The 22,473-nt window shown below is 36.9% G+C and carries 22 protein-coding genes; 21 read left to right on the forward strand and 1 reads right to left on the reverse strand.

What is annotated here, in order from left to right; genetic code table 11:
- The first annotated feature begins 360 nt into the window (after window positions 1-360).
- From B5D25_RS11320 to B5D25_RS11400, 17 genes are all read left to right on the forward strand, one after another.
- Window positions 361-2,511 (forward strand): Na/Pi symporter, encoded by a 2,151-nt coding sequence (locus B5D25_RS11320; protein WP_078788079.1) that lies wholly within the window; start codon window positions 361-363, stop codon window positions 2,509-2,511.
- A 121-nt stretch (window positions 2,512-2,632) separates the two neighbouring features.
- Window positions 2,633-4,117, forward strand: coding sequence for a threonine synthase (gene thrC, locus B5D25_RS11325; protein ID WP_078788080.1), 1,485 nt, complete (start codon window positions 2,633-2,635; stop codon window positions 4,115-4,117).
- Window positions 4,118-4,334: 217 nt separating this feature from the next.
- Window positions 4,335-4,760, forward strand: a complete 426-nt coding sequence (gene queD / locus B5D25_RS11330; protein WP_078788081.1) for a 6-carboxytetrahydropterin synthase QueD — start codon at window positions 4,335-4,337, stop codon at window positions 4,758-4,760.
- A gap of 2 nt (window positions 4,761-4,762) precedes the next feature.
- On the forward strand, window positions 4,763-5,434 hold the full coding sequence (gene queE / locus B5D25_RS11335; protein WP_078788082.1) for a putative 7-carboxy-7-deazaguanine synthase QueE: 672 nt from the start codon (window positions 4,763-4,765) through the stop codon (window positions 5,432-5,434).
- Window positions 5,435-5,514: 80 nt separating this feature from the next.
- Window positions 5,515-6,096 (forward strand): GTP cyclohydrolase I FolE, encoded by a 582-nt coding sequence (folE, locus tag B5D25_RS11340; protein ID WP_078788083.1) that lies wholly within the window; start codon window positions 5,515-5,517, stop codon window positions 6,094-6,096.
- An 88-nt stretch (window positions 6,097-6,184) separates the two neighbouring features.
- Window positions 6,185-6,853: a 7-cyano-7-deazaguanine synthase QueC gene (gene queC / locus B5D25_RS11345; RefSeq protein WP_078788084.1), complete on the forward strand. Its 669-nt coding sequence runs from the start codon at window positions 6,185-6,187 to the stop codon at window positions 6,851-6,853.
- A gap of 84 nt (window positions 6,854-6,937) precedes the next feature.
- Window positions 6,938-7,861, forward strand: coding sequence for a diacylglycerol/lipid kinase family protein (locus tag B5D25_RS11350; RefSeq protein WP_078788085.1), 924 nt, complete (start codon window positions 6,938-6,940; stop codon window positions 7,859-7,861).
- A 177-nt stretch (window positions 7,862-8,038) separates the two neighbouring features.
- Window positions 8,039-8,680 (forward strand): prepilin-type N-terminal cleavage/methylation domain-containing protein, encoded by a 642-nt coding sequence (locus tag B5D25_RS11355; protein ID WP_078788086.1) that lies wholly within the window; start codon window positions 8,039-8,041, stop codon window positions 8,678-8,680.
- Window positions 8,681-8,848: 168 nt separating this feature from the next.
- Window positions 8,849-10,303 carry an adenylosuccinate lyase gene (gene purB / locus B5D25_RS11360; RefSeq protein ID WP_078788087.1) on the forward strand — a complete coding sequence of 485 codons (1,455 nt, stop codon included), beginning with the start codon at window positions 8,849-8,851 and terminating at the stop codon, window positions 10,301-10,303.
- A 12-nt stretch (window positions 10,304-10,315) separates the two neighbouring features.
- Entirely contained in the window at window positions 10,316-11,152 is an 837-nt protein-coding gene (locus B5D25_RS11365; protein ID WP_078788116.1) for a class I SAM-dependent methyltransferase, read from the forward strand.
- A gap of 87 nt (window positions 11,153-11,239) precedes the next feature.
- Window positions 11,240-12,910 (forward strand): bifunctional diguanylate cyclase/phosphodiesterase, encoded by a 1,671-nt coding sequence (locus tag B5D25_RS11370; RefSeq protein ID WP_078788088.1) that lies wholly within the window; start codon window positions 11,240-11,242, stop codon window positions 12,908-12,910.
- 26 nt (window positions 12,911-12,936) lie between these two features.
- The gene (locus B5D25_RS11375) at window positions 12,937-13,659 is read left to right on the forward strand and encodes a response regulator transcription factor (RefSeq protein ID WP_078788089.1); all 723 of its coding nucleotides are present in this window, start codon (window positions 12,937-12,939) and stop codon (window positions 13,657-13,659) included.
- Between the two features lie 188 nt (window positions 13,660-13,847).
- A complete protein-coding gene (locus B5D25_RS11380; RefSeq protein WP_078788090.1) occupies window positions 13,848-14,771 on the forward strand; it encodes an ATP-binding cassette domain-containing protein in 924 nt (307 codons plus the stop codon).
- Window positions 14,764-15,519, forward strand: coding sequence for a hypothetical protein (locus B5D25_RS11385; RefSeq protein ID WP_078788091.1), 756 nt, complete (start codon window positions 14,764-14,766; stop codon window positions 15,517-15,519). The genes B5D25_RS11380 and B5D25_RS11385 overlap by 8 nt, the downstream gene beginning before the upstream one ends.
- A 155-nt stretch (window positions 15,520-15,674) precedes the next feature.
- A complete protein-coding gene (locus B5D25_RS11390; protein WP_078788092.1) occupies window positions 15,675-16,574 on the forward strand; it encodes a sensor histidine kinase in 900 nt (299 codons plus the stop codon).
- A gap of 18 nt (window positions 16,575-16,592) precedes the next feature.
- Window positions 16,593-17,015: a helix-turn-helix domain-containing protein gene (locus B5D25_RS11395; protein ID WP_078788093.1), complete on the forward strand. Its 423-nt coding sequence runs from the start codon at window positions 16,593-16,595 to the stop codon at window positions 17,013-17,015.
- A gap of 17 nt (window positions 17,016-17,032) precedes the next feature.
- Window positions 17,033-17,278, forward strand: coding sequence for a hypothetical protein (locus B5D25_RS11400; RefSeq protein WP_078788094.1), 246 nt, complete (start codon window positions 17,033-17,035; stop codon window positions 17,276-17,278).
- A gap of 2 nt (window positions 17,279-17,280) precedes the next feature.
- Here B5D25_RS11400 and B5D25_RS11405 read toward each other — a convergent pair whose 3' ends face one another.
- Window positions 17,281-18,180 carry a LysR family transcriptional regulator gene (locus B5D25_RS11405; protein ID WP_078788095.1) on the reverse strand — a complete coding sequence of 300 codons (900 nt, stop codon included), beginning with the start codon at window positions 18,178-18,180 and terminating at the stop codon, window positions 17,281-17,283.
- A 211-nt stretch (window positions 18,181-18,391) separates the two neighbouring features.
- On the opposite strand from B5D25_RS11405, the gene B5D25_RS11410 reads away from it, so the two are divergent.
- The 4 genes from B5D25_RS11410 to B5D25_RS11425 all read left to right on the forward strand — a co-directional run bounded on the left by B5D25_RS11410 (window position 18,392) and on the right by B5D25_RS11425 (window position 22,433).
- The gene (locus B5D25_RS11410) at window positions 18,392-19,675 is read left to right on the forward strand and encodes an adenylosuccinate synthase (RefSeq protein ID WP_078788096.1); all 1,284 of its coding nucleotides are present in this window, start codon (window positions 18,392-18,394) and stop codon (window positions 19,673-19,675) included.
- Between the two features lie 193 nt (window positions 19,676-19,868).
- Window positions 19,869-20,339 (forward strand): hypothetical protein, encoded by a 471-nt coding sequence (locus tag B5D25_RS11415; protein WP_078788097.1) that lies wholly within the window; start codon window positions 19,869-19,871, stop codon window positions 20,337-20,339.
- A 59-nt stretch (window positions 20,340-20,398) separates the two neighbouring features.
- Window positions 20,399-21,199, forward strand: coding sequence for a Cof-type HAD-IIB family hydrolase (locus B5D25_RS11420; RefSeq protein ID WP_078788098.1), 801 nt, complete (start codon window positions 20,399-20,401; stop codon window positions 21,197-21,199).
- Between the two features lie 28 nt (window positions 21,200-21,227).
- Entirely contained in the window at window positions 21,228-22,433 is a 1,206-nt protein-coding gene (locus B5D25_RS11425; protein WP_078788099.1) for an NADP-dependent isocitrate dehydrogenase, read from the forward strand.
- Window positions 22,434-22,473: the final 40 nt, after the last annotated feature.

Below are 22,473 nucleotides of genomic sequence, written 5' to 3' on the forward strand. Positions count from 1 at the left end.
CGGAAGGCGGATTTTCAGAGCCTCTTTAGAGGCAAGCAGGGAACAGCGGCTTATAGCCGCAGAGCAAACCACCGGCTGAGCCGGTGGTCATGATTTTGCCACGGACTATGTAACCCGGGATTATGAAACGCTGTATTTATGCCGCTTTTTGGAAGGATAAAGGACCTGGTATGCGGCAAATTGTATAATTCAGGATTGATATTTTATGAAATAATATGCTGGACTAAGTGCTGTTTTCTTAGTAATATATATGTGGTGAAATTTGTGAAATATGATTGACAGACTGTTTACAAATTCAGGGAGGTAATAGGTCTGTTTTGATATAGAATATATTTTTCGAATAAAAGAGGGAAAAAACAAATGGATATTATGTCAGTTTTACAATTGTTTGGTGGATTGGGACTTTTCCTTTACGGAATGAGTCTTATGTGTTCATCAATCGAAAAGATTGCAGGATCCGGACTGGAAAGAGCATTAGAGAAGGTTACTACAGGTAAGAGTAAGTTTACAGGCAGACTTAAAGGTTGGGGCTTTGGTGTAGGTGTTACCGGCATTGTACAGAGTTCAGCAGCCGTTACCATAATGCTTAGTGGTTTTGTTAATGCAGGTATTATGAAACTAGCCCAGGCTATGCCGGTTGTATTCGGTACAAACGTAGGTAGTACTGTTACAGCTCAGATCCTTCGTTTAGGTGATGTTAGTTCGGACAATATTCTTCTTCAGCTTATTAAGCCGGCATCATTTGCACCTATGCTAGTAGGTACGGGAGCATTCATAATGCTTTTCGGAAAGAAAAAGAAGCCAAAGCAGATAGCAGGTATTGTTGTTGGTCTTGGTCTTCTGTTTTACGGTATGACTCTTATGGAGAAAGTATTCGAGCCACTTAGAGAGTCGTCTAAATTCCAATCTATTTTTTCAAGCTTTAGTAATCCGTTTTTTGGATTCTTAGCAGGTCTTATTATCACAGCTATTATTCAGAGTTCAAGTGCATCAGTTGGTATACTTCAGGCTCTTTCTGCATCAGGAAGTATCACATTTGCAATGACAGTACCTATCATCATCGGTATGAATGTCGGTAAGTGTATGCCTATAGTTCTTAGTATGCTTGGTTCCAATAAGAAAGCCAGAAAGGTTTCATTCGGTTATATTTTATTTAACCTCTTAGGTGCATGTATACTCATGGCCGGAATCTACAGCATTTATTATACAATTGGAATTCCTTTCTTTGCGAAGGTCGTAAATAGAGGTGATATAGCAACTATTCATCTTCTCTTTAATGTTATTACAAGTATGTTAATGCTTATATTCACAGATAAGGTTGTTAATGCAGCCAATAAGGTTGTAGGCGAGGAGGAAGATGCTGAGCAGGATAAGGAACTTGCGAAGCTCGATGATATGCTTCTCAATACACCTACTATCGCTCTTGAACAGTGTAAGAGCCTCATGAATAAGATGGGTGAAGCAATTCTTTGGAACTATAAGACAGCTACAAAGATGATTTACTCTTATGATGCTGAGATGTTCCCGCAACTTGAGCAGAATGAGAATTTTATTGATAAATGCGAAACAGCTCTTTCGTCTTACGTGATCCGAATCGATAGAAAGAGACTTACTGATGATGATAAACTTCTTGTTTCCGAGATTCTTAACTCAATCAGCGACTTTGAGAGAATGGGTGACCATTGTATGAGTATTGCATATGTCGCAAGGGATAAGAACGAAGGTGGATTCCATTTCTCGCCTGAAGGACATAGAGAAGTTGATGCAATGATAGCGGCAGTTGGATATGCACTTGATACAGTGGTTGATTCTTTCTTGAATGATGATGTTAACCTTGCTGTAAGAGTTGAGCCTCTTGCAGAATCTGTTAAGAAGCTGGTTGAGATAATCAAGTCAGATCACGTTGACCGTCTTCAGGATGGGCACTGCAGTATCGAAGGTGGTGTATACCTTTTCGATCTCCTTAACTGTTTTGAAAGAATCGTATCGCATTCTTCAAATATTTCTCTTCATGTCATTAAGAGAATCAGGGATGATAGAGACTTTGATGAAATGCATGGACATGCAAATGACAGTTTCAGTGAAGAATATAAGGCACTGTACAGATACTACGAATCTAAGTATGTTGATCCGGTACTCATTCCTATGACACAAGAAGAAAGAGAGAAACTTCTTAAAGAGGGCGAAGAGAGAGAAAATGCATTCAGAAAGAAGGATGAAGAAATTGAAATCACTTCTGCTCAATCATTTACAGAGAATGAAGATAAGCAGTCTGAGAATGACAAAGAAAAGCCGGAGAAGAAACATAAGGATAAAGGTTCTAAGGTCAGATCTAAATCCGATAAATCAGTAAAAGATATTTCGGATGATGAAAAGCATGACAAGAACAGTCAGGAAAAGGCTGAGAAGAGCAAGATAGAAAAAGAAAAAGCATCAAAGGGCAAGCATGATAAAAACGGAACCGACAAGAAAAATGACGGAAAGAGTTCGGGAAAGAAATCTAAAAAATAGCTATTTTGTCCATTGAATATATAAAAATAGTATGTTATCATCGGAAACTGATAAAAAACGTTAATGATCTTATTTTGGTCGGGCGGCATAATGATGCCGGCTTTAGAGGAAAGGATTTATTATGATATACAGAAGTACAAGAAATGCAAATGAAACTGCATCAGCATCAGAGGCTATTTTAAAGGGACTTGCAGAGAACGGAGGACTTTTCGTTCCTGATGAAATTCCGGCACTTAATATCAGTCTTGATGAAGTTGCAAAGATGAGTTATCAGGAAGTGGCTTATGAAGTTATGAAGCTCATGTTCACTGATTTCACAGAAGAAGAGTTAAAGTATTGTATTAACAGTGCTTACGATGAGAAGTTCGATACAAAGCTTATCGCACCTGTTGTTAAGCATCATAATGCAAATTACATTGAGCTTTTCCATGGTAAGACTATTGCATTTAAGGATATGGCACTTTCAATCCTTCCATACCTTCTTACAACTTCTGCAAAGAAAAATAACATAAAGAATGATATAGTTATTCTTACTGCGACATCAGGAGATACAGGTAAGGCTGCTCTCGCAGGTTTTGCTGATGTTCCGGGTACAAAGATTGCTGTATTCTATCCAAAGAACGGTGTAAGTCCAATTCAGGAAAAGCAGATGGTTACTGAAAAGGGTAAGAATACATTTGTTGCAGGTATCACAAGTAATTTCGATGATGCTCAGACAGGCGTTAAGAAGATGTTCCAGGATAAGGCTCTTGAAGAGTATCTTGACAGCAAGGGATTCCAGTTCTCTTCTGCAAACTCTATCAATATAGGACGTCTTGTTCCTCAGATGGTTTATTATGTATATTCATATACAAGACTTGTTGCAGACGGAACTATCAAGGCAGGAGATAAGGTAAATATCGTTGTTCCTACAGGTAACTTCGGTAATATTCTTGCTGCTTATTATGCAAGCATTATGTGCCTTCCTGTAAATAAATTCATCTGCGCTTCAAATGATAACAAAGTGCTTTATGATTTCTTTACAACAGGAACATATGACAAGAACAGAGATTTCATTCTTACAACATCACCTTCAATGGATATTCTCATTTCAAGTAACCTTGAAAGACTCATCTATCACATTGCAGGAAATGATGCAGCAAAGAATGCTGAACTCATGAAGTCACTTAATACAACAGGTAAGTATGAGATAACTGCTGACATGAAGGAAAGACTTACAAGCTTCTACGGCGGATATGCTACAGAGGCTGAAGTAGCTGAGCAGATAAAGAAAGTCTATAACGAAGATGGTTATATCATGGATACTCATACAGCAGTTGCTTCAAAAGTTTATGATAAGTACAGAGAAGAGACAAATGATGATACTGTAACTATCATTGCTTCAACAGCAAGTCCATATAAGTTCACAAGAAGTGTACTTACAGCTATTGATCCTGAGTATGATTCAAAGGGTGATTTCGAACTCGTTGATGAACTTGCAAAGCTTTCAGGAGTTAAGGTTCCTAATGCGGTTGAAGAGATCAGAAATGCTGATATCATCCACAATACAGTTTGTGACAAGGAAGATATGGAAAAGGTTGTTAAGAAGTTCCTTGGCGTTGAATAATTCGTATTGACCGGATTCAAATAAATAATAGCAGTTCATTTGCACCATCCTGCTTATCAAAACTAGGGCTATACTTTCAGAGGAAAAGTTTATTTACTTTTTGTTTGGAGTTTAATTAGTGTAGAAACAGGATGCGGAGAATGTATCCTGTTTTTATTTTGTACAAATTTATTAAAATGTTTTCTAAGACTTGGGTTTTATTTAGAGAGGATTAGTAATGTATATTTTATCTACAAAATCAGATTTTGACAGTGCGCATTTTCTTAAAGGGTATGATGGAAAATGCGCAAATATTCATGGACACAGATGGACAGTAAGTGTTGATGTTAAAGGAAATAAACTTATAGAGTCGGGTTCTTACAGAGGAATGGTTGTTGATTTTTCAGACCTTAAGGGCTCACTTAAAAAGCTTACAAAAAATCTGGATCATTCTTTGATAATAGAGGAAAACAGTCTTAAAGAAAAGACGATGGAAGCTTTGGAAGAGGAAGGGTTCAGAATCATAAAATTCCCATTCAGACCAACGGCAGAAAATTTTGCAAAATATTTTTATGATGCCATGAGTAAAGAAGGATATGAAGTTGTGAAGGTTTCGGTTTATGAAACTCCGAATAATGTAGCAACTTATATGCCGGGAGAATAAAAATGAATAAGTATAAAATAGCTGAAAAGTTTATAAGTATAAACGGCGAGGCGAGAAAGGCCGGTGAGCTGAGTGTATTTATAAGGCTGGTGGGATGCAATCTGAGATGTAACTACTGCGATACCTTGTGGGCCTGCGACAATAGTGCTCCGGGGGGAATGATGACCGAGGATGAGATATATGATTATATCAAGAAGTCAGGTGTCAAGAATGTAACCATCACCGGAGGAGAGCCGATGCTGGCGGATAATATCAAAGCTCTGCTGCTCCGACTTTCAAGTGATAAGGATCTTTCTATAGAAGTTGAAACCAATGGTGCGGTTTCATTGACTGAGTACTATAAAGAGATGCCGGCCAATATCTCATTTACGGTTGATTATAAATGTCCGGGAAGCGGGATGGAGAAAGCGATGGTTCCGGAAAATTTTGCAAATATAAGAAATAATGACACAGTGAAATTTGTTGTCTCTGACAAAAATGATCTTGATAAAATGTGTGAGATCATCGAGACAAATAATCTTACTGAAAAATGTATGGTTTATGTAAGTGCGGTATTCGGAAGGATAAAGCCTGATGAGATAGTAAACTATATGATCGAACATAAAATGAATGATGTAAGATTACAGCTTCAGATACATAAATATATTTGGGATCCTGATAAAAAGGGCGTATAAAAAGTGTTACAGTGCCTGTGCTGTTAAATGATCCATAAACCGGATTTACAGCACGTTTAGTTATATGAGAGGAAGAAAAAATGGCAATAGATAAAGAGAAGATCAAATTACATGTAAGAGGTATACTTGAAGCTTTGGGAGAAGATCCTGACAGGGAAGGGCTTTCTGAAACTCCTGACAGAGTGGCAAGAATGTATGAAGAAGTATTTGAAGGAATCGGTTATACTAATGATGAGATTGCCGAGATGTTCAGCAAGACATTTGAAGCGCCTGTAAAGAGAAGTAAGAATGATATAGTTCTTATCAAGGATATCGAAGCTTTCAGTTACTGCGAGCATCATATGGCGCTTATGTATGACATGAAGATTTCTGTGGCATATATTCCGAAGGACAGAGTAATCGGTCTCAGTAAGATTGTAAGAATAGCAGATATGGTAACAAAGAGACTTCAGCTTCAGGAAAGAATAGGTTCTGATATAGCGGATGTAATGATGAAGGCAACAGGTTCAGAGGATGTTGCGGTTATCATTGAAGCAAAGCATAGTTGCTTAACAGCAAGAGGAATCAAGAACAGGGCATCGAGCACTCTTACAACAACATATAGAGGCCTGTTCGATACAGATGCCGAAACAAGAGACAGACTCATCGCAATGTTGAAGTAATGATAAGAAAGATTAAACATAACATTAAACAGAACGTTAAACGGAATAGAATATATTTCAGGTAGTATTTTAAATTTGAGGTAGGATTATGAAAAATAAGGATGCAGCTTTAGTAGTATTAAGTGGTGGACAGGATAGTACAACATGCCTTCTCTGGGCGTTAAAGAATTATAAACGTGTCGAAGCGGTTTCATTTGATTATAACCAGAGACATGTAAAGGAACTTGAGTGTGCGGCAAAGATCTGTGAGAAGTTTGGAGTAAGACAGAAGATTATGGATATGTCACTTCTTTCGGAGCTTGCACCGAATTCACTTACAAGAGCAGAGATTAAGGTTGATGAAGAGGCACCAAAGGAAGGAACTCCTAATTCATTTGTTGAAGGAAGAAATCTTCTTTTCCTTACATATGCAGCAATCTATGCTAAGGGCCTTGGAATAAATGATATTATCACAGGTGTTTCACAGAGTGACTTTTCAGGATATCCTGATTGCAGAAATGTTTTTATTAAGTCCCTCAATGCAACACTTAACCTTGCTATGGATTATGAGTTTGAAGTTATCACACCTCTTATGTGGCTTGATAAAGAGGAAACTTGGGCTCTTGCAGACAGCCTTGGCGGACTTGAGATCATCAGGGACATGACACTTACTTGTTATAATGGTATAATGGGTGAAGGTTGTGGCCATTGTCCTGCTTGTAAGCTCAGAAAAAGAGGATACGACAGGTATATGGAAAGAAGATCGCAGTCCAAATAATTGTGATCGGGGAAAGTATTTATATGACAAAATTAACGAGACATAATGCTTAAAGAAAAGACAGATTATCAGGGAGAGTAGATTATGAAGAAAATGCTTTTTGTAGTTAATCCTAAAGCGGGTAAGAAAGTTATAAAAAACAGGGTTTATCAGATAATCAATATATTTTCACATGCCGGATATAATGTGGAATATCATCCTACCAAGAGTGCAAATGATGCGGCCGAGTACGTAGAAAAACACGGTACTGATTATGATATGATAGTTTGTGCAGGTGGAGACGGAACTCTTGATAATACAGTTACCGGACTTATGGGATTGAGGAGAAAGGGATTGGAAATTCCTCCACTCGGATATATACCATGCGGTTCGACAAATGATTTTGCAAAGAGTCTTAAGATATCTTCCGATCCTGTTCAGGCAGCGAAAGATATTGTAAGAGGAACACCTTGTCCTATCGATGTAGGTATATTCGGTAAAGAAAATTTTATATATGTTGTTGCATTTGGTATATTTACGGATATATCATATTCAACATCTCAGAAGCTGAAGAATAAGCTTGGACATTCGGCATATATCATTTCAGCTTTTAAGGAACTTGCAAGGGTTAAGCCTGTTAAGCTTGCAGCAAGAATAGACGGCAAGGTTATCAGCGGTGAATTCCTTTATGGCCAGATTACAAATTCACGTTCGGTTGGCGGATTCAGAGCAATCGGCGTTAAGGATATGTCATTCAGCGACGGAAAGTTTGAATGTTTATTTATCAAGAAACCTAAAAATCCGCTAGAGCTTGCAAAGATACTTACAGCTATAGCTACAAATAAAATGAATCCAAAGCTTATGTATAAATGTAATGCAAAGGAAGTTGTTATTGTAGGTAAGGAGCCGATTCCATGGACTAAGGATGGAGAATATGGCGGAACGTTCAAAAAGATCAAGACAACAAACGGCCATAAGGCTATTTCGATAGTTTTAAATGATAAAAGTGCCTATAATAAGGGAATATAAATGTATGTAAATAAACAATTAATCAAATGTTAATAAAATGTTAACATGGGGTTGTGTTTTCTATAGAAATATAGTATAATAAAATCACAATAGATGTGTGGTGTGGGTAATTGAATATTGTATTTATCAGGGTGAATATTGTATTAACGAGGTGCTGATTTAGAATGGGTGGTTATTATGAGAAAAGAGGGTATTTTCAGACGCAAAGTTAATAAAGGTTTTTCGCTTGTTGAACTTATTATTGTTGTTGCTATCATAGCGATTCTTGCGGCTACTATTGCTCCTATACTTATTAGGTATATTGATAAGGCCAGGAAGCAAAGAGATGTTGCTGTAGCAGAAACAATTTATCATGCAGCAAATCTTGCGCTTGCATCTTCAGATGATAAAGTTCGTGATTCGTGGGAGCAGGATACCAAGCAGAAAAAATGGAGCGTCGTATCAAACGGTGAGTCTTATCAGATTGAGATCATTGCGTGGGCAAGAGGTTCTTATGATTATCGAAGAGAAAACGGAGAGTTCAAGAACGGATGGAATGCAGTTGATAATCAGTGGGATTTTGTAAATGAATTCAAATTAAATCTTACACAATATGGTGGAAGAAAGTTTAATACCGAAAATGAAGTAATTCCTTTTAAGTATAGAAAGACAAAAGACCCATATCGTAAGTCAAAGCAGTATGCTGATAGCTGGATATTGTACAGAAGAACTGACAACTATCAGATGGAAGTATGGATTGGAACTAAGGTTAACGGTGGTGGACTTGTAGAGCCATATTATAGATTGTTCCCGGATACTGATAAGAGATGGCTCAAGTGATGAATAATGTTAAGAAATGATAAGTCATTACTACATCGAAATATGGAGAAAGATAAAACAGACAGCGGAGGCTGTCTGTTTTATTTTTCTTGAAGTGAATATGAAAATATATTATTATATTGATATGACTGCGGTTACGGACCGTTCTGATTCATGGAGGAAAAAATAATGAATAATGATAAGTATGTAAGTCCACTTTCTGAAAGATATGCATCAAAAGAAATGCAGTATATCTTTTCACCTGATATGAAATTTACTACCTGGAGAAAACTTTGGATAGCTCTTGCTGAGACAGAGAAGGAACTGGGTCTTAAGGATACAGAAGGTAATCCGAGAATTACTGATGAAATGATAGATGAACTTAAGAGTCACATCGATGATATCAATTATGAAGTTGCAAAGGAACGTGAAAAGCTTGTAAGACATGATGTTATGAGTCATGTATATGCTTACGGTCAGCAGTGTCCTAAGGCAGCAGGTATTATTCATCTCGGAGCTACCAGCTGTTATGTTGGAGATAATACAGACATTATCATTATGAGAGAGGCTCTTTATCTTGTAAGAAAGAAGCTTCTTAATGTTATAAATGAACTTACAAAGTTTGCTTTAAACTATAAGGATCTTCCTACTATAGCATTTACACATTTCCAGCCGGCACAGCCAACAACAGTTGGAAAGAGAGCAACACTTTGGCTTCATGATTTCTATATGGATCTTGAAGATGTTGATTATATGATCAGCCAGCTTAAACTTCTTGGTTCAAAGGGTACAACAGGTACTCAGGCAAGCTTCTTTGAATTATTTGACGGTGATCATGAAGCATGTCGTAAGGCTGACAAGATGATAGCTGAAAAGATGGGATTCAAGGAGTGCTTCCCTGTTTCAGGACAGACATATACACGTAAAGTTGATTCAAGAGTATTAAATGTTCTTTCGGGCATTGCTCAGACAGCTCACAAATTCTCAAATGACATTCGTCTTCTTCAGCATCTTAAGCAGGTTGAGGAACCATTTGAGAAGAACCAGATCGGATCATCTGCAATGGCATATAAGAGAAATCCTATGAGAAGTGAAAGAATCGCTTCACTTGCAAATTATGTTATGTGCGATGCTCTCAATCCTGCACTTGTGGCTTCAACACAGTGGTTTGAGAGAACACTTGATGATTCTGCAAATAAGAGATTGTCTGTACCGGAAGGATTCCTTGCAATCGACGGTATACTTGACCTTTGCTTAAATGTAGTTGATGGTCTTGTTGTATATGAAAAAGTTATTTACAAGAAGTTCATGGAAGAGATTCCATTTATGGCAACAGAGAATATCATGATGGATGCTGTTAAAGCCGGCGGCAACAGACAGGAACTTCATGAGAAGATCAGAACTTACTCTATGGAAGCAGGTGCAAATGTTAAGAGAGAAGGTAAGGAGAATAACCTTCTTGAACTTATCGCAGCCGATCCTGCATTTAATATGACTATTGATGAACTTAAGGCGCTTATGCAGCCTGAGAGATATGTAGGTCGTGCACCACAGCAGACAGAAGAGTTTATAAATGAAATCATCAGACCTCTTCTTGATGAGAATAAGGATGTGCTCGGACTTACAGCAGAGATTAATGTTTAATTGGATCCTGTAATGAAGAAACAGACTGAGATAGAAAAATATTACAATAAATTTAACGAAGATAAGAGACTTCTTTCCAGACATGGCCAGGTTGAATATCGAACAACGATGCATTATATCCACAAATATCTTGAGGAAATATATGCTAAACGAAAAGATGCCGGCATGTCCGGAGAGGATGATCTTCGGATAAAGAATGATATAAAGATACTCGACATAGGAGCAGGAACGGGAGCATATTCGATTCCGCTTTCGGAAGAAGGATATTCCGTGACGGCAGTAGAGCTTGTCAAATACAATCTTGGAATACTTAAGAAGAAAAGCAGTCTTGTTGAAGCTTATCAGGGAAATGCGCTTAAGCTTTCAAGATTTGATGATGATACATTTGACATGACTCTTCTGTTTGGGCCGATGTATCATGTTTTTTCGAAAGAAGATCAGATCAAAGCTCTGAGTGAGGCCACAAGGGTTACAAAGAAAAATGGAATTATCCTTGTTGCGTATGTAATGAATGAATATGCAGTCATAACATATGCATTTAAAGAGGGACATATCCATGAATGTCTGAAAGACGGAATGCTGTCAGAAGACTATCAGACCTTATCAGAAGAAAAAAATCTGTATCATTATATGAGAACTGAAAATATAGAAGCATTGAATCGTGAAATTGGGGTTGAACGAATTAAGCTTATATCGGCAGATGGACCGGCGGATTATCTGAGACCGGTATTAAATAAAATGGATGATAAAACATTCGAAGAATTTATAAAATATCATATGGCAACATGTGAGAGACAGGATACTATAGGAGCTGCAGCACATACTGTAGATATTCTTTTAAAAAAATAAATAACTATGGGGAACGGTAAAGTTAATAGGTAAGTAGGAAGTAATTATTAGGCTATATATATCAAGTATTGGGAAGGGGTATTTGCTATGGAAAAACGGGCCGAGAAGGAGTTAATCAATCTTATCAAAATTGCGACAGAGAGGGAACTTAATCCTGATGATTTCGCAGGAATCTGCGAAAGTGTAAACGTTGTTAAGATGTACTATGATCTTGCTTTCGATTCTGAAGGATACAGGGGACTCGAGAATGATACTTCGAGATTCAGAGTTTTTGAACTTTATTCAAATGGCAAGGAAAGTAATCTTAAGAAGAAATATACATATTACTACAACGGTTCCGAATATGTTCATGCGATAATTGAGTTTGAAAAGGGCATAGATGAGGAAGATATAGACAAAGTAACTTGTCAGATTCTTGCTGATAATATCTATCTGCTTGTCAGCAGACAGAATATGAGGATCATGCTTGATTTCCTGGAGAATAATGATGTATTAACCGGAATTCCGAATCTCAAAGCCTTGACCAAAAAATATATGAAATGCACATGTAAAAATCACGATGCAGATTATGTTGTTATATATGGAAATGTTAAAAATTTCAAATATGTAAATGACAGAGGTGGAGTCCATCTTGGGGATTATGCGATGGCTGCACTTGCTCAAAAATTAACAAAGTATGTGAAGGAAGATGAAGGTGTTTGCCGTGTGGGCGGTGATAATTTCGCCTTTTTTGTGAAAAGGGATAATCTTGATGTTCTTCTTGTTAAACTTAAAAGTGTAAAAGTCGAAGGACTTATGGGTATGAGAAATGGATGCCATAAGTTTTCATTTTACGTCGGTGTTTCTGACACGGATGTTAAAGAGTTTGCTACAAGAATCGAAGAAGCAAGCACTGCATGTATAGTGGGTAAGACGATATTAAAGAAAGATCTTGTAATCTTTAATGCAGAGCTTTCTGAACTTATAAGTCATAATAACCTTATTGTTGCAGCATTTCCGGATGCACTTTCATCAGGCGAATTTGAACCATTTTTCCAGCCTAAAGTTAATATGAAAACAGGTGAGCTGATAGGAATGGAAGCTTTGTGCAGATGGATTCATAATGATAGTGCTATCGCAGCAGATGAATTCATACCGCTTCTTGACAGGAAGGGAATGATACATGAGCTTGATATGCAAATACTTCACAAGACATGTGAATATATCAACAAATGGAAAGATCTCGGAAGAAAAATTCCGATTGTTTCTGTGAATTTCTCTAAGAAAAATATATTTGTTCCTGATATTGAAAAGCTTATTGTTTCAACAATCAAGAAACAAGGAATCGATCTTTCGATGATAGAGATAGAGATAACCGAAACAGCCAAAGAATCAGAGATAGATAGACTTATTGAATTTGTACATAATCTTAAAATGCAAGGGATCAGGATCAGCATTGATGATTTTGGAACAGGATATTCGTCACTTTCTCTTATTCATAATATTGACGCCGATGAAGTGAAAATCGATAAGAGTTTTGTTCAGAAACTTGGATCTGATGAAAAGGCAAATATACTTATTGAGAGTATTATCAGTATCGCTGAAAGACTCGGTATGCAGGTGATTGCTGAAGGTGTTGAGACGGTTGAAGAAGGAAAGAAACTTTTGGAAATGGGATGCGTTAATGCTCAGGGATTTTTCTACGGGCATCCTTTATCTCATAAAGATATGTCAAGACTTTTGGCTGCTCCGTCTTTTGAGATTATAGATGCTGAATAAATATTTCAGAAAGTTTAAAAGTAGCTATGAAAACAATTTTAATTATAGAAGATGATAATGACATAAATAAAATGCTAACGAAGCTTCTTATGATGAAGGGATATGCTGCAAAGTCAGCATATTCCGGAACTGAGGGGCTTCTTTTACATGGAGATGATATAGATCTTATTTTGCTGGATCTCATGCTTCCGGGAAAAAATGGTGATGAAATAATCTCAGACTTAAAAGCGAAGAAGGAAGTGCCTATCATAGTAATGAGTGCCATTACGGATGTGGGCAGTAAGGTAAATCTTTTCGAGCTTGGAGCTGATGATTATATTACAAAGCCGTTTGAAAATGAAGAGCTTCTGGCCAGAATTTCCGTAAGACTTAAGCGTGCGGAAGCTGTGGCAGGAAATAAGGGCGACGATGGCAGCTCCGGAGATGCTTTGGCAGGCGAGCATATATTGGAATATGGAAATATAAAACTGGACAGTGATAATTTCATGGCGGAATGTAACGGCACGGTTATGGACCTTTCGAAACATGAATTCTTGCTTCTTGAATTATTCCTCAAAAACCAAAAACGTATATGTACAAAGAGTATGATCTACGACCAGGTATGGGATTACGAAAATTCTGCGGATGATAATACTTTGAATGTGCACATAAGTAAGCTGAGGAAAAAACTTAAAGATGCAGAACCGGATTTTGATTATATAGAAACCGTTTGGGGAATAGGATATCGATTGAGAAAAAATACTAAATGATAAATTTTTCATTTAAGGGTTTTTTAAGACTTTTGTTAAGAGTTATTTTATAAAGTGCATGTATCATAATACTTGTAAGACATAAATAATGTTTTTTATCTCAGATATAGCTTGAATAAATATTATAAAGGTTCTGGCATTATCAATATTTAAGCAAAAGTTTGAGTAAAGATATTCAGGAGGAAAATATGCAGGAAGTAATTCTTAAAACCAAAGGGTTGACAAAAAAATACGGAAAGGTTACGGCTCTTAACAGTGCGGATATATCTGTTAATAAGGGTGATATTTGCGGGCTTATCGGAAGAAACGGCGCCGGAAAAACTACACTTATGAAACTTGTATCAGGCCTTACCGATGCAACAAGCGGAGAATTTGAAATCTTCGGTAAATCAGGAAGGGATGCGGAAAAAGAGAGAGACAGAATCGGATGTTTGATCGAAAATCCGGCATTCTTTGGAAATATGACTGCAAAACAGAATCTTATGTATTACTGTAAGCAGAAGGGCATTGTTGATTATTCGCAGATTAATGAGATCCTTAAAATGGTTCAGCTTGAAGAGGCGCAGAACAGAAAATTCAAAGGTTTTTCGCTTGGTATGAAGCAGAGACTTGGAATAGCTTTTGCAATCTTGGATAATCCGGATCTGGTGATTCTTGATGAGCCGATCAACGGACTTGATCCTATCGGAATAACTCAGATAAGAGATACATTTTTAAAGCTGAATAAAGAACGTGGACTTACATTAATGATATCAAGTCACATTCTTTCAGAATTATATGCGACAGCAAATAAATTTTTATTTGTAAATAACGGAAAAGTTGTAAAAAGTCTTACAAAAGAAGAACTTGATGCTGAATGTACAAAATGCATTGTAGTTAAAGTTGATAACAATAAGAAAGCTTTAAATATATTAGAGCATAATCTGGCAACCTCGAAATACAAAGTCATAGATAAGAACGAAATCAGAATTTATGAAATGCTGGACAGGATTCCGGTGATAAACAGGGAACTTGTAATGAATGGCGTTGAAGTAAGCGGCATTTATGAGTCAGGCGTGAGTCTTGAAGATTATTTCGTATCACTTGTAGGGGAGGACGAGAAAAATGATTAATATGATTAGAGCGGATTTTTATAGATTAAAAAGAACAAAAGGTTTTTATTTGTTTTGGATAATAACATTCGCATTGTATGCCATAACAATCTTTTCAAAATTAAGCGGTGGCGTAAATGTTGGAAATAGTACAAACGGAGCGGTAGGTAAACTTGATCTTGAACAGGTATCATCTAATTTTAATTTCTATTTTCTTTTGATCATGCCGGTTTTTGCTTTTATTTTAACTGATTTTAGTGAGAAGACAGTTAAAAATACCATATCTTCAGCTATAAGCAGGAAAAGATATTTTATTACTAAATATATTTTAACAGAAATATATGCTGTTATGGCATTTGTTATATCGAATTATGCATTCTATTTTGTAAATAGAACAGTAAACGGAGATGAGTATTCATCAGATATTATGGTATTTACCAAGGCTGTAGCTAAACAGCTTCCATTAGTATTTGCAATAGTATCGGCATTTATAATGATTGCATTTATCACAAAGAAGGCGGCTTCATTTAATGCAATAACTATTATCTTCCCATTTATATATATGGTTATTGCACAGATACTGAATGCTTGCGGCGCAAAGAAATTATTTATGCATTTAAGAGACCTTGATGTTTCATATAACTTTACGAAATTAGCCGGAGTTACAACAGATCATTATCTGATGCTTTGCTGTATAGGTTGTGCTATAATCACAATTATTACAGGAATTATAGGATATACGTATTTTACAAAGTCAGAGATTAACTAATTTTCTTAGCCGGTGACTATTGTAACTAAGAATGATCGTTTCGGGCGAGCCGGTGACCACCGTATAATAAGAATGATCGGTTTTGTGTGAGCCGGTAAAATAGAAGTATTGAATTACTTGATTATATAATAAAATAAAAAATAGGAGGACACAGTATGATAGTAGCGATTATAGCATTAAGTATATTGCTTCTGTTTGCTGTGTCCTTAATTATTGTTTTGAGAAGGGATATGAGGAGGATAAGCCTGAAGGCGAAGAAAATCAGAGAAGATGGTTCGAATAATCTGATCAGAAATGAATCCGGATTTATGTCCAATGAACTTATTGAAGAGATGAATATCCTTCTTAAAGAATCTAGAACCGGAAAGATTTATTATGAGCAGAAGAGGCATGAGGTTGAACAAATGATGACTAACATTTCTCATGACTTAAGAACACCCCTTACTTCTGCTCTCGGATATATTGACATCCTTAAAAATGAAGATATTCCTTGGGAAGAAAGAGTTGAAGAACTCTGGACAATCGAGAGAAAACTCATACGTCTGAATGAACTTATTGATTCATTTTTCTTGTATTCCAAGGTTATCTCAGGAGAGAATAAATTTGAAAAAGAGAAAGTTAATCTTATAGCGCTTCTTGAAGAAACGGCCGGACTTTTTTATGATGATTATTCTGCTAAAGGAAGAGATATCATTATGAATTCTAAAGAGAAGAGGGTCAACATTCTTTCGAACAGAGAGCTGCTTATTCGAGTATTTGATAATCTGATGGGAAATAGTCTTAAGCATGGCGAAGGCAGTCTTGTTATTGATATAACCAAATGTGAAGATGAACCTATGGTAAAGGTAGTGTTCTCAAATGAACTTCATGATGACGATGTTCAGATTGATAAAATATTTGACGAGTTCTACACAACGGACATATCAAGAACCAAGGGACATACAGGTCTTGGGCTTGCAATTGCAAAACAATTTACGGAAATACTTGGCGGAAAGATAAAAGCAAGTTATAATGATAATAGATTTTCTATAATACTTTTTTATAGTATTTCGTGAAAGGGTAAGGGCGAGTATATGAGTTTTGCAGATAGACTTAGAGAATTAAGAACAAATAATAGATATTCACAGGAGCAATTGGCGGAGAAGCTCTGTGTGAGCAGACAGGCTATATCAAAGTGGGAAACAGGGGATTCTCTTCCTGATATTGATAAAGCTATGGCTATTAGTGAGTTCTTTGGGGTGTCTATGGACTACCTTCTCAAAGAACGTGAATCATTTTCCGAGATATCTACTGATGATAATATGGATAGAGCGATCATTAAATTCATGGCATCAGCAAGACAGATGAATGAGATTTCCGAAGAGCTTGTTGCTATTGCGATGGACGGAAAGATTGATGATGAAGAGATGCTCAGACTTCAGGAAATCAATGTTACACTTGATTCGATTACAAAGATCATCAAGAATATCAAAGAGAAGATGGGAATGGATATGTAGACGCGAGAGGTGTTTATATGGGACTATTCAGTAAGAAGAAAACATTTTCGGGTGATAAAGAGATTGATGATATCATCAATGGTATCCGCGTTGATCTCAGTAATAATTATAAAGATAATGCTGTGCTTGGTATAAAAAAGCTTAAAGCTGTTGTAGAAGAGAAGTATGATTCCGGGAAGCTTCGGGATAATCTCTATACGAGATATGCCGATATTATCAAAGAGTTCGAAACAGATGTTGCCGGCTTCAAGAGAACATACTGATCCTACAAAAGTTCAAGCAGTCTTTGGGCAGCAAATGAAATCATATTGGTGCTGTCGGTTATAACACAGATTTTTCTTTTAGGGATGTCTTTACTTAGTTTAAGTTTAAAGACGTCCTTATTTTTTATATATTCTTCAGCGAAGTCTGCAACTACGGAACCTATTCCGAGATTTCTCATAACGAACTGAACTATCATATTGCTTGTGGATAATTCAAATTCAGGCGCAAGAGTTACACCTTCCGACTTAAGAAATCCATCAACATATTTTCTTGTACTTGTATCTGGCTCGAGACAGATAAGAGGAAGATCTTTAAGATCGCTCAAAGAAAGGGATTTGTTGCGAAGATTCTTAAATCTGTTTCCTGCGATGAAAATATCTTCTATATCACGGACTTTTTTGACATTTATACTTCTGGCGCTGTTATCCATAAAATCCGCATAAGAATTAGATGCCGAAACAACCCCAAGGTCGATCCTTCCTGAAGAAAGGTGTTCAAGAGTTCTTGGAGTCGGAGCATTTGTTACCTGAACTTTAATCTTTGGATAAAGCTGGTGGAACTTTTCAAGATAAGGGAGGAGATAATACTGAAGCGTCATATCGCTTGCGCCGATTCTTATCTCACCGGAATCAAGGGAGAGTATCTCTGAAATTTTCTGTTCTCCTTTAATGAACATCTCGTAGCCACTTTCGACATAGCTGAATAATGTTTCGCCTTCGTGGGTCAGGACAGCGCCTTTGGCAGTACGTCTGAAAAGCTGAAGACCAAGAGAGTCTTCCAACTGCTTTATTCCCTGGCTGACAGCAGGCTGGGAGATGCAAAGTTCTTTGGCTGCTTCGGTAAAACTACCGAACTTGGCAACATGATAAAATATTTTATAATACTCAAGGTTTGTATTCATTTTGCACCTCCTGGGCCACATAAGTATACATTATGATAAGTATAATAAATATTAATTTTACTTATGTCAATATATAGGATATACTGTTATTTGTGTCAAGGTGGGAAAAGGGAGAATGATCACCTTGGTGTGAGGGGAACTATAGATGTTACGATCATAATTACGGGACCGGATCACAGATACCGGTATATAAAGGAAAGGTGGTATATTAATGGTTACAGCAATAGTAGGAGCTAACTGGGGCGACGAAGGAAAAGGCAAGATGACTGACATGCTTGCTGAGAATTCAGACATAGTTATAAGATTTCAGGGCGGAGCAAATGCCGGACATACAATCGTAAATAAATACGGAAAGTTTGCACTTCATACACTTCCATCGGGAGTATTTAATGATAATACAGTAAATATTATAGGAAATGGTGTTGCACTTGATATTGAGAAGCTTCTCAAGGAATACAATTCAGTAGTTGCTGATGGCGTTCCTGCACCAAAGCTTCTTGTATCTGACAGAGCTCAGATGGTAATGCCATATCATGTTCTTTTTGATGAATATGAAGAGGAGAGACTTAAGGGTGCATCTTTTGGATCTACTAAGTCAGGTATCGCTCCATTTTATTCAGATAAGTATGCTAAGATCGGCTTCCAGGTAAGTGAACTTTTCGATGATGAAAAGTCTCTTAAGGAGAAGATTGAAAGAGTTATTATTCAGAAGAATGTTCTTCTTGAGCATCTTTATCATAAGCCACTTCTTACAGTAGAAGGTGTTTTTGAGACACTTATGAGATATAAGAGTCTTATCGAGCCTTATGTATGTGATGTTTCTTCATATCTTGATAAGGCTATCAAGGAAGGAAAGAATATCCTTCTTGAAGGTCAGCTCGGAACACTTAAGGATACAGATCATGGTATCTATCCAATGGTTACATCTTCATCAACACTTGCTGCTTACGGTGCTATCGGAGCAGGAATCCCTCCATATGAGATCAAGAGAGTTGTTGTAGTATGTAAGGCATACTCAAGTGCTGTAGGTGCCGGTGAATTCGTAAGTGAGATCTTCGGCGATGAAGCAGATGAATTAAGACGTCGCGGTGGTGACGGTGGTGAATTTGGTGCAACAACAGGACGTCCAAGACGTATGGGATGGTTTGACTGTGTTGCTTCTAAATACGGATGCAGAATGCAGGGCGCAACTGATGTTGCATTCTCAGTTCTTGACGTACTTGGATATCTTGATGAAATCCCTGTATGTGTTGGATATGATATAGACGGAGAAGTTACTACAGACTTCCCTACAACAGCAAAGCTTAAAAAGGCTAAACCTGTTTATAAGGTACTTCCTGGATGGAAGACAGAGATAAGAGGTATCAAGAAATACGAAGATCTTCCTGAAAATTGCCGTAAGTATATCGAGTTTATCGAGAAGGAAATCGGTTTCCCTATCACAATGATCTCAAATGGTCCAAGCAGAGACGATATCATTTACAGAAATAACTAATTTAGATAAATTTACGGACTTGGTCCTTTAATAAAAAGACTTCATGTTATGCCCGGCCGGCTGACGTGGAGTCTTTTTATTATATAGAAGAAAGATAAGGTTCAATCTTGTGAATCTCTATATCTTGAAGTATAAGCGGCTTTAGTTTATAATGCATAGAGTGTTTATTTGATTTTGGATTCGGGAGATATTTATGATAGCTTATTCAGTTAAAAAAAATAAACGTTCAAGAATGACATTCAGGTTACTTGGACTTTTCTTTGTGGCTTTTACGTCGCTTCTGATAGTTCCGGTTATTCTTGGATATGATAAACATAGTGTCTTTACACTCATAATAGCATTCTTGCTTGGTTGTTACGGTTTGGCACTTTTCTTTCATTCCTTCGGAAAAACACAATATGATATAATGTATGAATTTCATGAAGATGAGATAGTTGTTAAGCATCATAGAGGCCAGACCATATATAGATATGAAGACGTTGTGGATTATTCAATTGTTTCGCCTATTGATCCAAATGTTTACAGCATAATTAATTTGAAGTTTAAAAAGGAAGATTATGTGATTCCATTTTCATTTAAGAAGGAATTTGCAGATAAAATATATACTCATTTAAATGAGAGAGTTACATCGAAACTTTTACAGGATGAATTAGAGGGTAAATAATTCATCAGACAGTATCATTTAACCGGGATGGTTAAGAAAATATTTTATAGAGGTTATTTATGATCAAACTTATTGTAAGTGATATAGATGGTACTTTGGTTCCTGACGGTACCGATCAGATAGATCCGGAGATGTTTACTCTCATTAAAAGGATGAAAGAGTATGGCATAAAATTTGCGGGTGCCAGCGGAAGACAGTATGTCAGTATGAGAAAGCTTTTTGCACCTGTAAGAGATGATATCTATTATATTACCGATAACGGAAGTATTCTTAGAGATAAGAATAAGGTTTATTCGATGAATGTGATAGAGAGAGATGTGCTTTTTGAACTTATTAGAGATGTCAAAAAGTTGGATAACTGTGATATAATGCTTTGCGGGCTTGATACAGCATACTGCGAAGACAAAAGTGAGATGTTCCTTTGGATGAGGGACTCTTACAAATATAATATTAAAGTTCTCGGTGACTTTGAGAGATATCTTGAAGATGATATCGTGAAGCTTTCTATTTATAAGAAAGACACCGTTGAGCAGGAAGTTATGGAATGGTTCTATCCGAAATGGAAAGACAGATTTGTTATAGCATCTGCCGGAACCATGTGGATGGACATAGTTAATCCGGGTGCCGATAAAGGCAGTGCGCTTAAGATACTTATGAAAGAGCTGGGACTTAAGAAAGAAGAAGTAATGGCCTTTGGAGATAATATAAATGATCTCGGACTTCTTCAGGCAGCGGGTGAAAGTTATGCGATAGGAAGCGCCAGAGAAGAGGTTAAAAATGCTGCAAAGCATATAGCGCCGCCACTTTCGGAATATGGAGAAACTATTGCCATAAGAGAATTCCTGGATAAAAATTTTTAACCGAACTTACTAATAGGAGGAATATAAAATGAGTAAGATTGAGATGAAAACACCACTTGTTGAGATGGATGGAGATGAGATGACAAGAATACTCTGGAAGTATATTAAGGATGAACTTCTTCTTCCTTTTATCGACCTTAAGACAGAGTATTATGACCTTGGACTTCCTCACAGAAATGAGACAGATGATAAGGTTACATTTGATTCTGCATATGCTACACAGAAATACGGAGTAGCTGTAAAATGTGCAACTATCACACCAAATGCTGCCCGTGTAGAAGAGTATAACCTTAAGGAAATGTGGAAGAGTCCAAACGGTACTATCAGAGCTATCCTTGACGGTACTGTTTTCAGAGCTCCTATTATCGTAAAAGGTATTGAGCCATGCGTAAAGAACTGGAAGCAGCCTATCACTATCGCGAGACATGCATATGGTGATGTTTATAAGGCTTCGGAGATGAAGATTCCGGGACCTGGAAAGGTTGAACTTGTATATACAGCTGCAGACGGATCACAGGAATCAGTTCTTGTTCATGAGTTTAATTCAGCAGGTATAGTTCAGGGTATGCACAATCTTGAGCCTTCTATCGAAAGCTTTGCTAAGAGCTGCTTTAACTATGCCCTTGATACAAAGCAGAGCCTTTGGTTTGCTACAAAGGATACTATTTCTAAGAAGTATGATCATACATTTAAGGATATTTTCCAGGAAATATATGATGCAGAATATAAAGAGAAATTCGAAGCAGCAGGAATCGAGTATTTCTATACACTTATCGATGATGCTGTAGCAAGAGTTATGAAGTCTAAGGGTGGATTCATCTGGGCATGCAAGAACTATGACGGAGATGTTATGAGTGATATGCTTTCATCTGCATTTGGTTCACTTGCAATGATGACATCTGTACTTGTTTCGCCAAGCGGAGTATATGAATATGAAGCTGCACACGGAACAGTTCAGAGACATTATTATAAGCATCTTGCAGGAGAGGAAACATCTACAAACCCTGTTGCTACTATCTTTGCATGGACAGGCGCACTTCGTAAGAGAGGTGAACTTGATGGAACTCCTGAGCTTATGACATTTGCTGATAAGCTTGAGAAAGCTACTATTGATACTATCGAAGGCGGTAAGATGACTAAGGATCTTGCACTCATTACAGAACTTAGCGATGTTACTGTTCTTAATACAGAAGATTTCATAAAGGCTATACGTTCAACACTTGAGAACATGTAATCAGACTTTATAAATGCTATATAAGCAATACTTGAAATTT

The organism is Eubacterium ruminantium (assembly GCF_900167085.1).
Taxonomy (GTDB): domain Bacteria; phylum Bacillota; class Clostridia; order Lachnospirales; family Lachnospiraceae; genus Eubacterium_Q; species Eubacterium_Q ruminantium.

What these genes read in the sequence shown, in the direction of transcription:
- B5D25_RS11385 (WP_078788091.1), top strand. Translation starts at nt 14,764, where the DNA reads ATGATTAATATGATTAGAGCGGATTTTTATAGATTAAAAAGAACAAAA.
- queE (WP_078788082.1), top strand. Translation starts at nt 4,763, where the DNA reads ATGAATAAGTATAAAATAGCTGAAAAGTTTATAAGTATAAACGGCGAG.
- B5D25_RS11380 (WP_078788090.1), top strand. Translation starts at nt 13,848, where the DNA reads ATGCAGGAAGTAATTCTTAAAACCAAAGGGTTGACAAAAAAATACGGA.
- B5D25_RS11390 (WP_078788092.1), top strand. Translation starts at nt 15,675, where the DNA reads ATGATAGTAGCGATTATAGCATTAAGTATATTGCTTCTGTTTGCTGTG.
- B5D25_RS11320 (WP_078788079.1), top strand. Translation starts at nt 361, where the DNA reads ATGGATATTATGTCAGTTTTACAATTGTTTGGTGGATTGGGACTTTTC.
- purB (WP_078788087.1), top strand. Translation starts at nt 8,849, where the DNA reads ATGAATAATGATAAGTATGTAAGTCCACTTTCTGAAAGATATGCATCA.
- queD (WP_078788081.1), top strand. Translation starts at nt 4,335, where the DNA reads ATGTATATTTTATCTACAAAATCAGATTTTGACAGTGCGCATTTTCTT.
- queC (WP_078788084.1), top strand. Translation starts at nt 6,185, where the DNA reads ATGAAAAATAAGGATGCAGCTTTAGTAGTATTAAGTGGTGGACAGGAT.
- folE (WP_078788083.1), top strand. Translation starts at nt 5,515, where the DNA reads ATGGCAATAGATAAAGAGAAGATCAAATTACATGTAAGAGGTATACTT.
- B5D25_RS11420 (WP_078788098.1), top strand. Translation starts at nt 20,399, where the DNA reads ATGATCAAACTTATTGTAAGTGATATAGATGGTACTTTGGTTCCTGAC.
- B5D25_RS11365 (WP_078788116.1), top strand. Translation starts at nt 10,316, where the DNA reads ATGAAGAAACAGACTGAGATAGAAAAATATTACAATAAATTTAACGAA.
- B5D25_RS11375 (WP_078788089.1), top strand. Translation starts at nt 12,937, where the DNA reads ATGAAAACAATTTTAATTATAGAAGATGATAATGACATAAATAAAATG.
- B5D25_RS11425 (WP_078788099.1), top strand. Translation starts at nt 21,228, where the DNA reads ATGAGTAAGATTGAGATGAAAACACCACTTGTTGAGATGGATGGAGAT.
- B5D25_RS11405 (WP_078788095.1), bottom strand. Translation starts at nt 18,180, where the DNA reads ATGAATACAAACCTTGAGTATTATAAAATATTTTATCATGTTGCCAAG.
- B5D25_RS11355 (WP_078788086.1), top strand. Translation starts at nt 8,039, where the DNA reads ATGAGAAAAGAGGGTATTTTCAGACGCAAAGTTAATAAAGGTTTTTCG.
- B5D25_RS11370 (WP_078788088.1), top strand. Translation starts at nt 11,240, where the DNA reads ATGGAAAAACGGGCCGAGAAGGAGTTAATCAATCTTATCAAAATTGCG.
- B5D25_RS11400 (WP_078788094.1), top strand. Translation starts at nt 17,033, where the DNA reads ATGGGACTATTCAGTAAGAAGAAAACATTTTCGGGTGATAAAGAGATT.
- B5D25_RS11395 (WP_078788093.1), top strand. Translation starts at nt 16,593, where the DNA reads ATGAGTTTTGCAGATAGACTTAGAGAATTAAGAACAAATAATAGATAT.
- B5D25_RS11410 (WP_078788096.1), top strand. Translation starts at nt 18,392, where the DNA reads ATGGTTACAGCAATAGTAGGAGCTAACTGGGGCGACGAAGGAAAAGGC.
- B5D25_RS11350 (WP_078788085.1), top strand. Translation starts at nt 6,938, where the DNA reads ATGAAGAAAATGCTTTTTGTAGTTAATCCTAAAGCGGGTAAGAAAGTT.
- thrC (WP_078788080.1), top strand. Translation starts at nt 2,633, where the DNA reads ATGATATACAGAAGTACAAGAAATGCAAATGAAACTGCATCAGCATCA.
- B5D25_RS11415 (WP_078788097.1), top strand. Translation starts at nt 19,869, where the DNA reads ATGATAGCTTATTCAGTTAAAAAAAATAAACGTTCAAGAATGACATTC.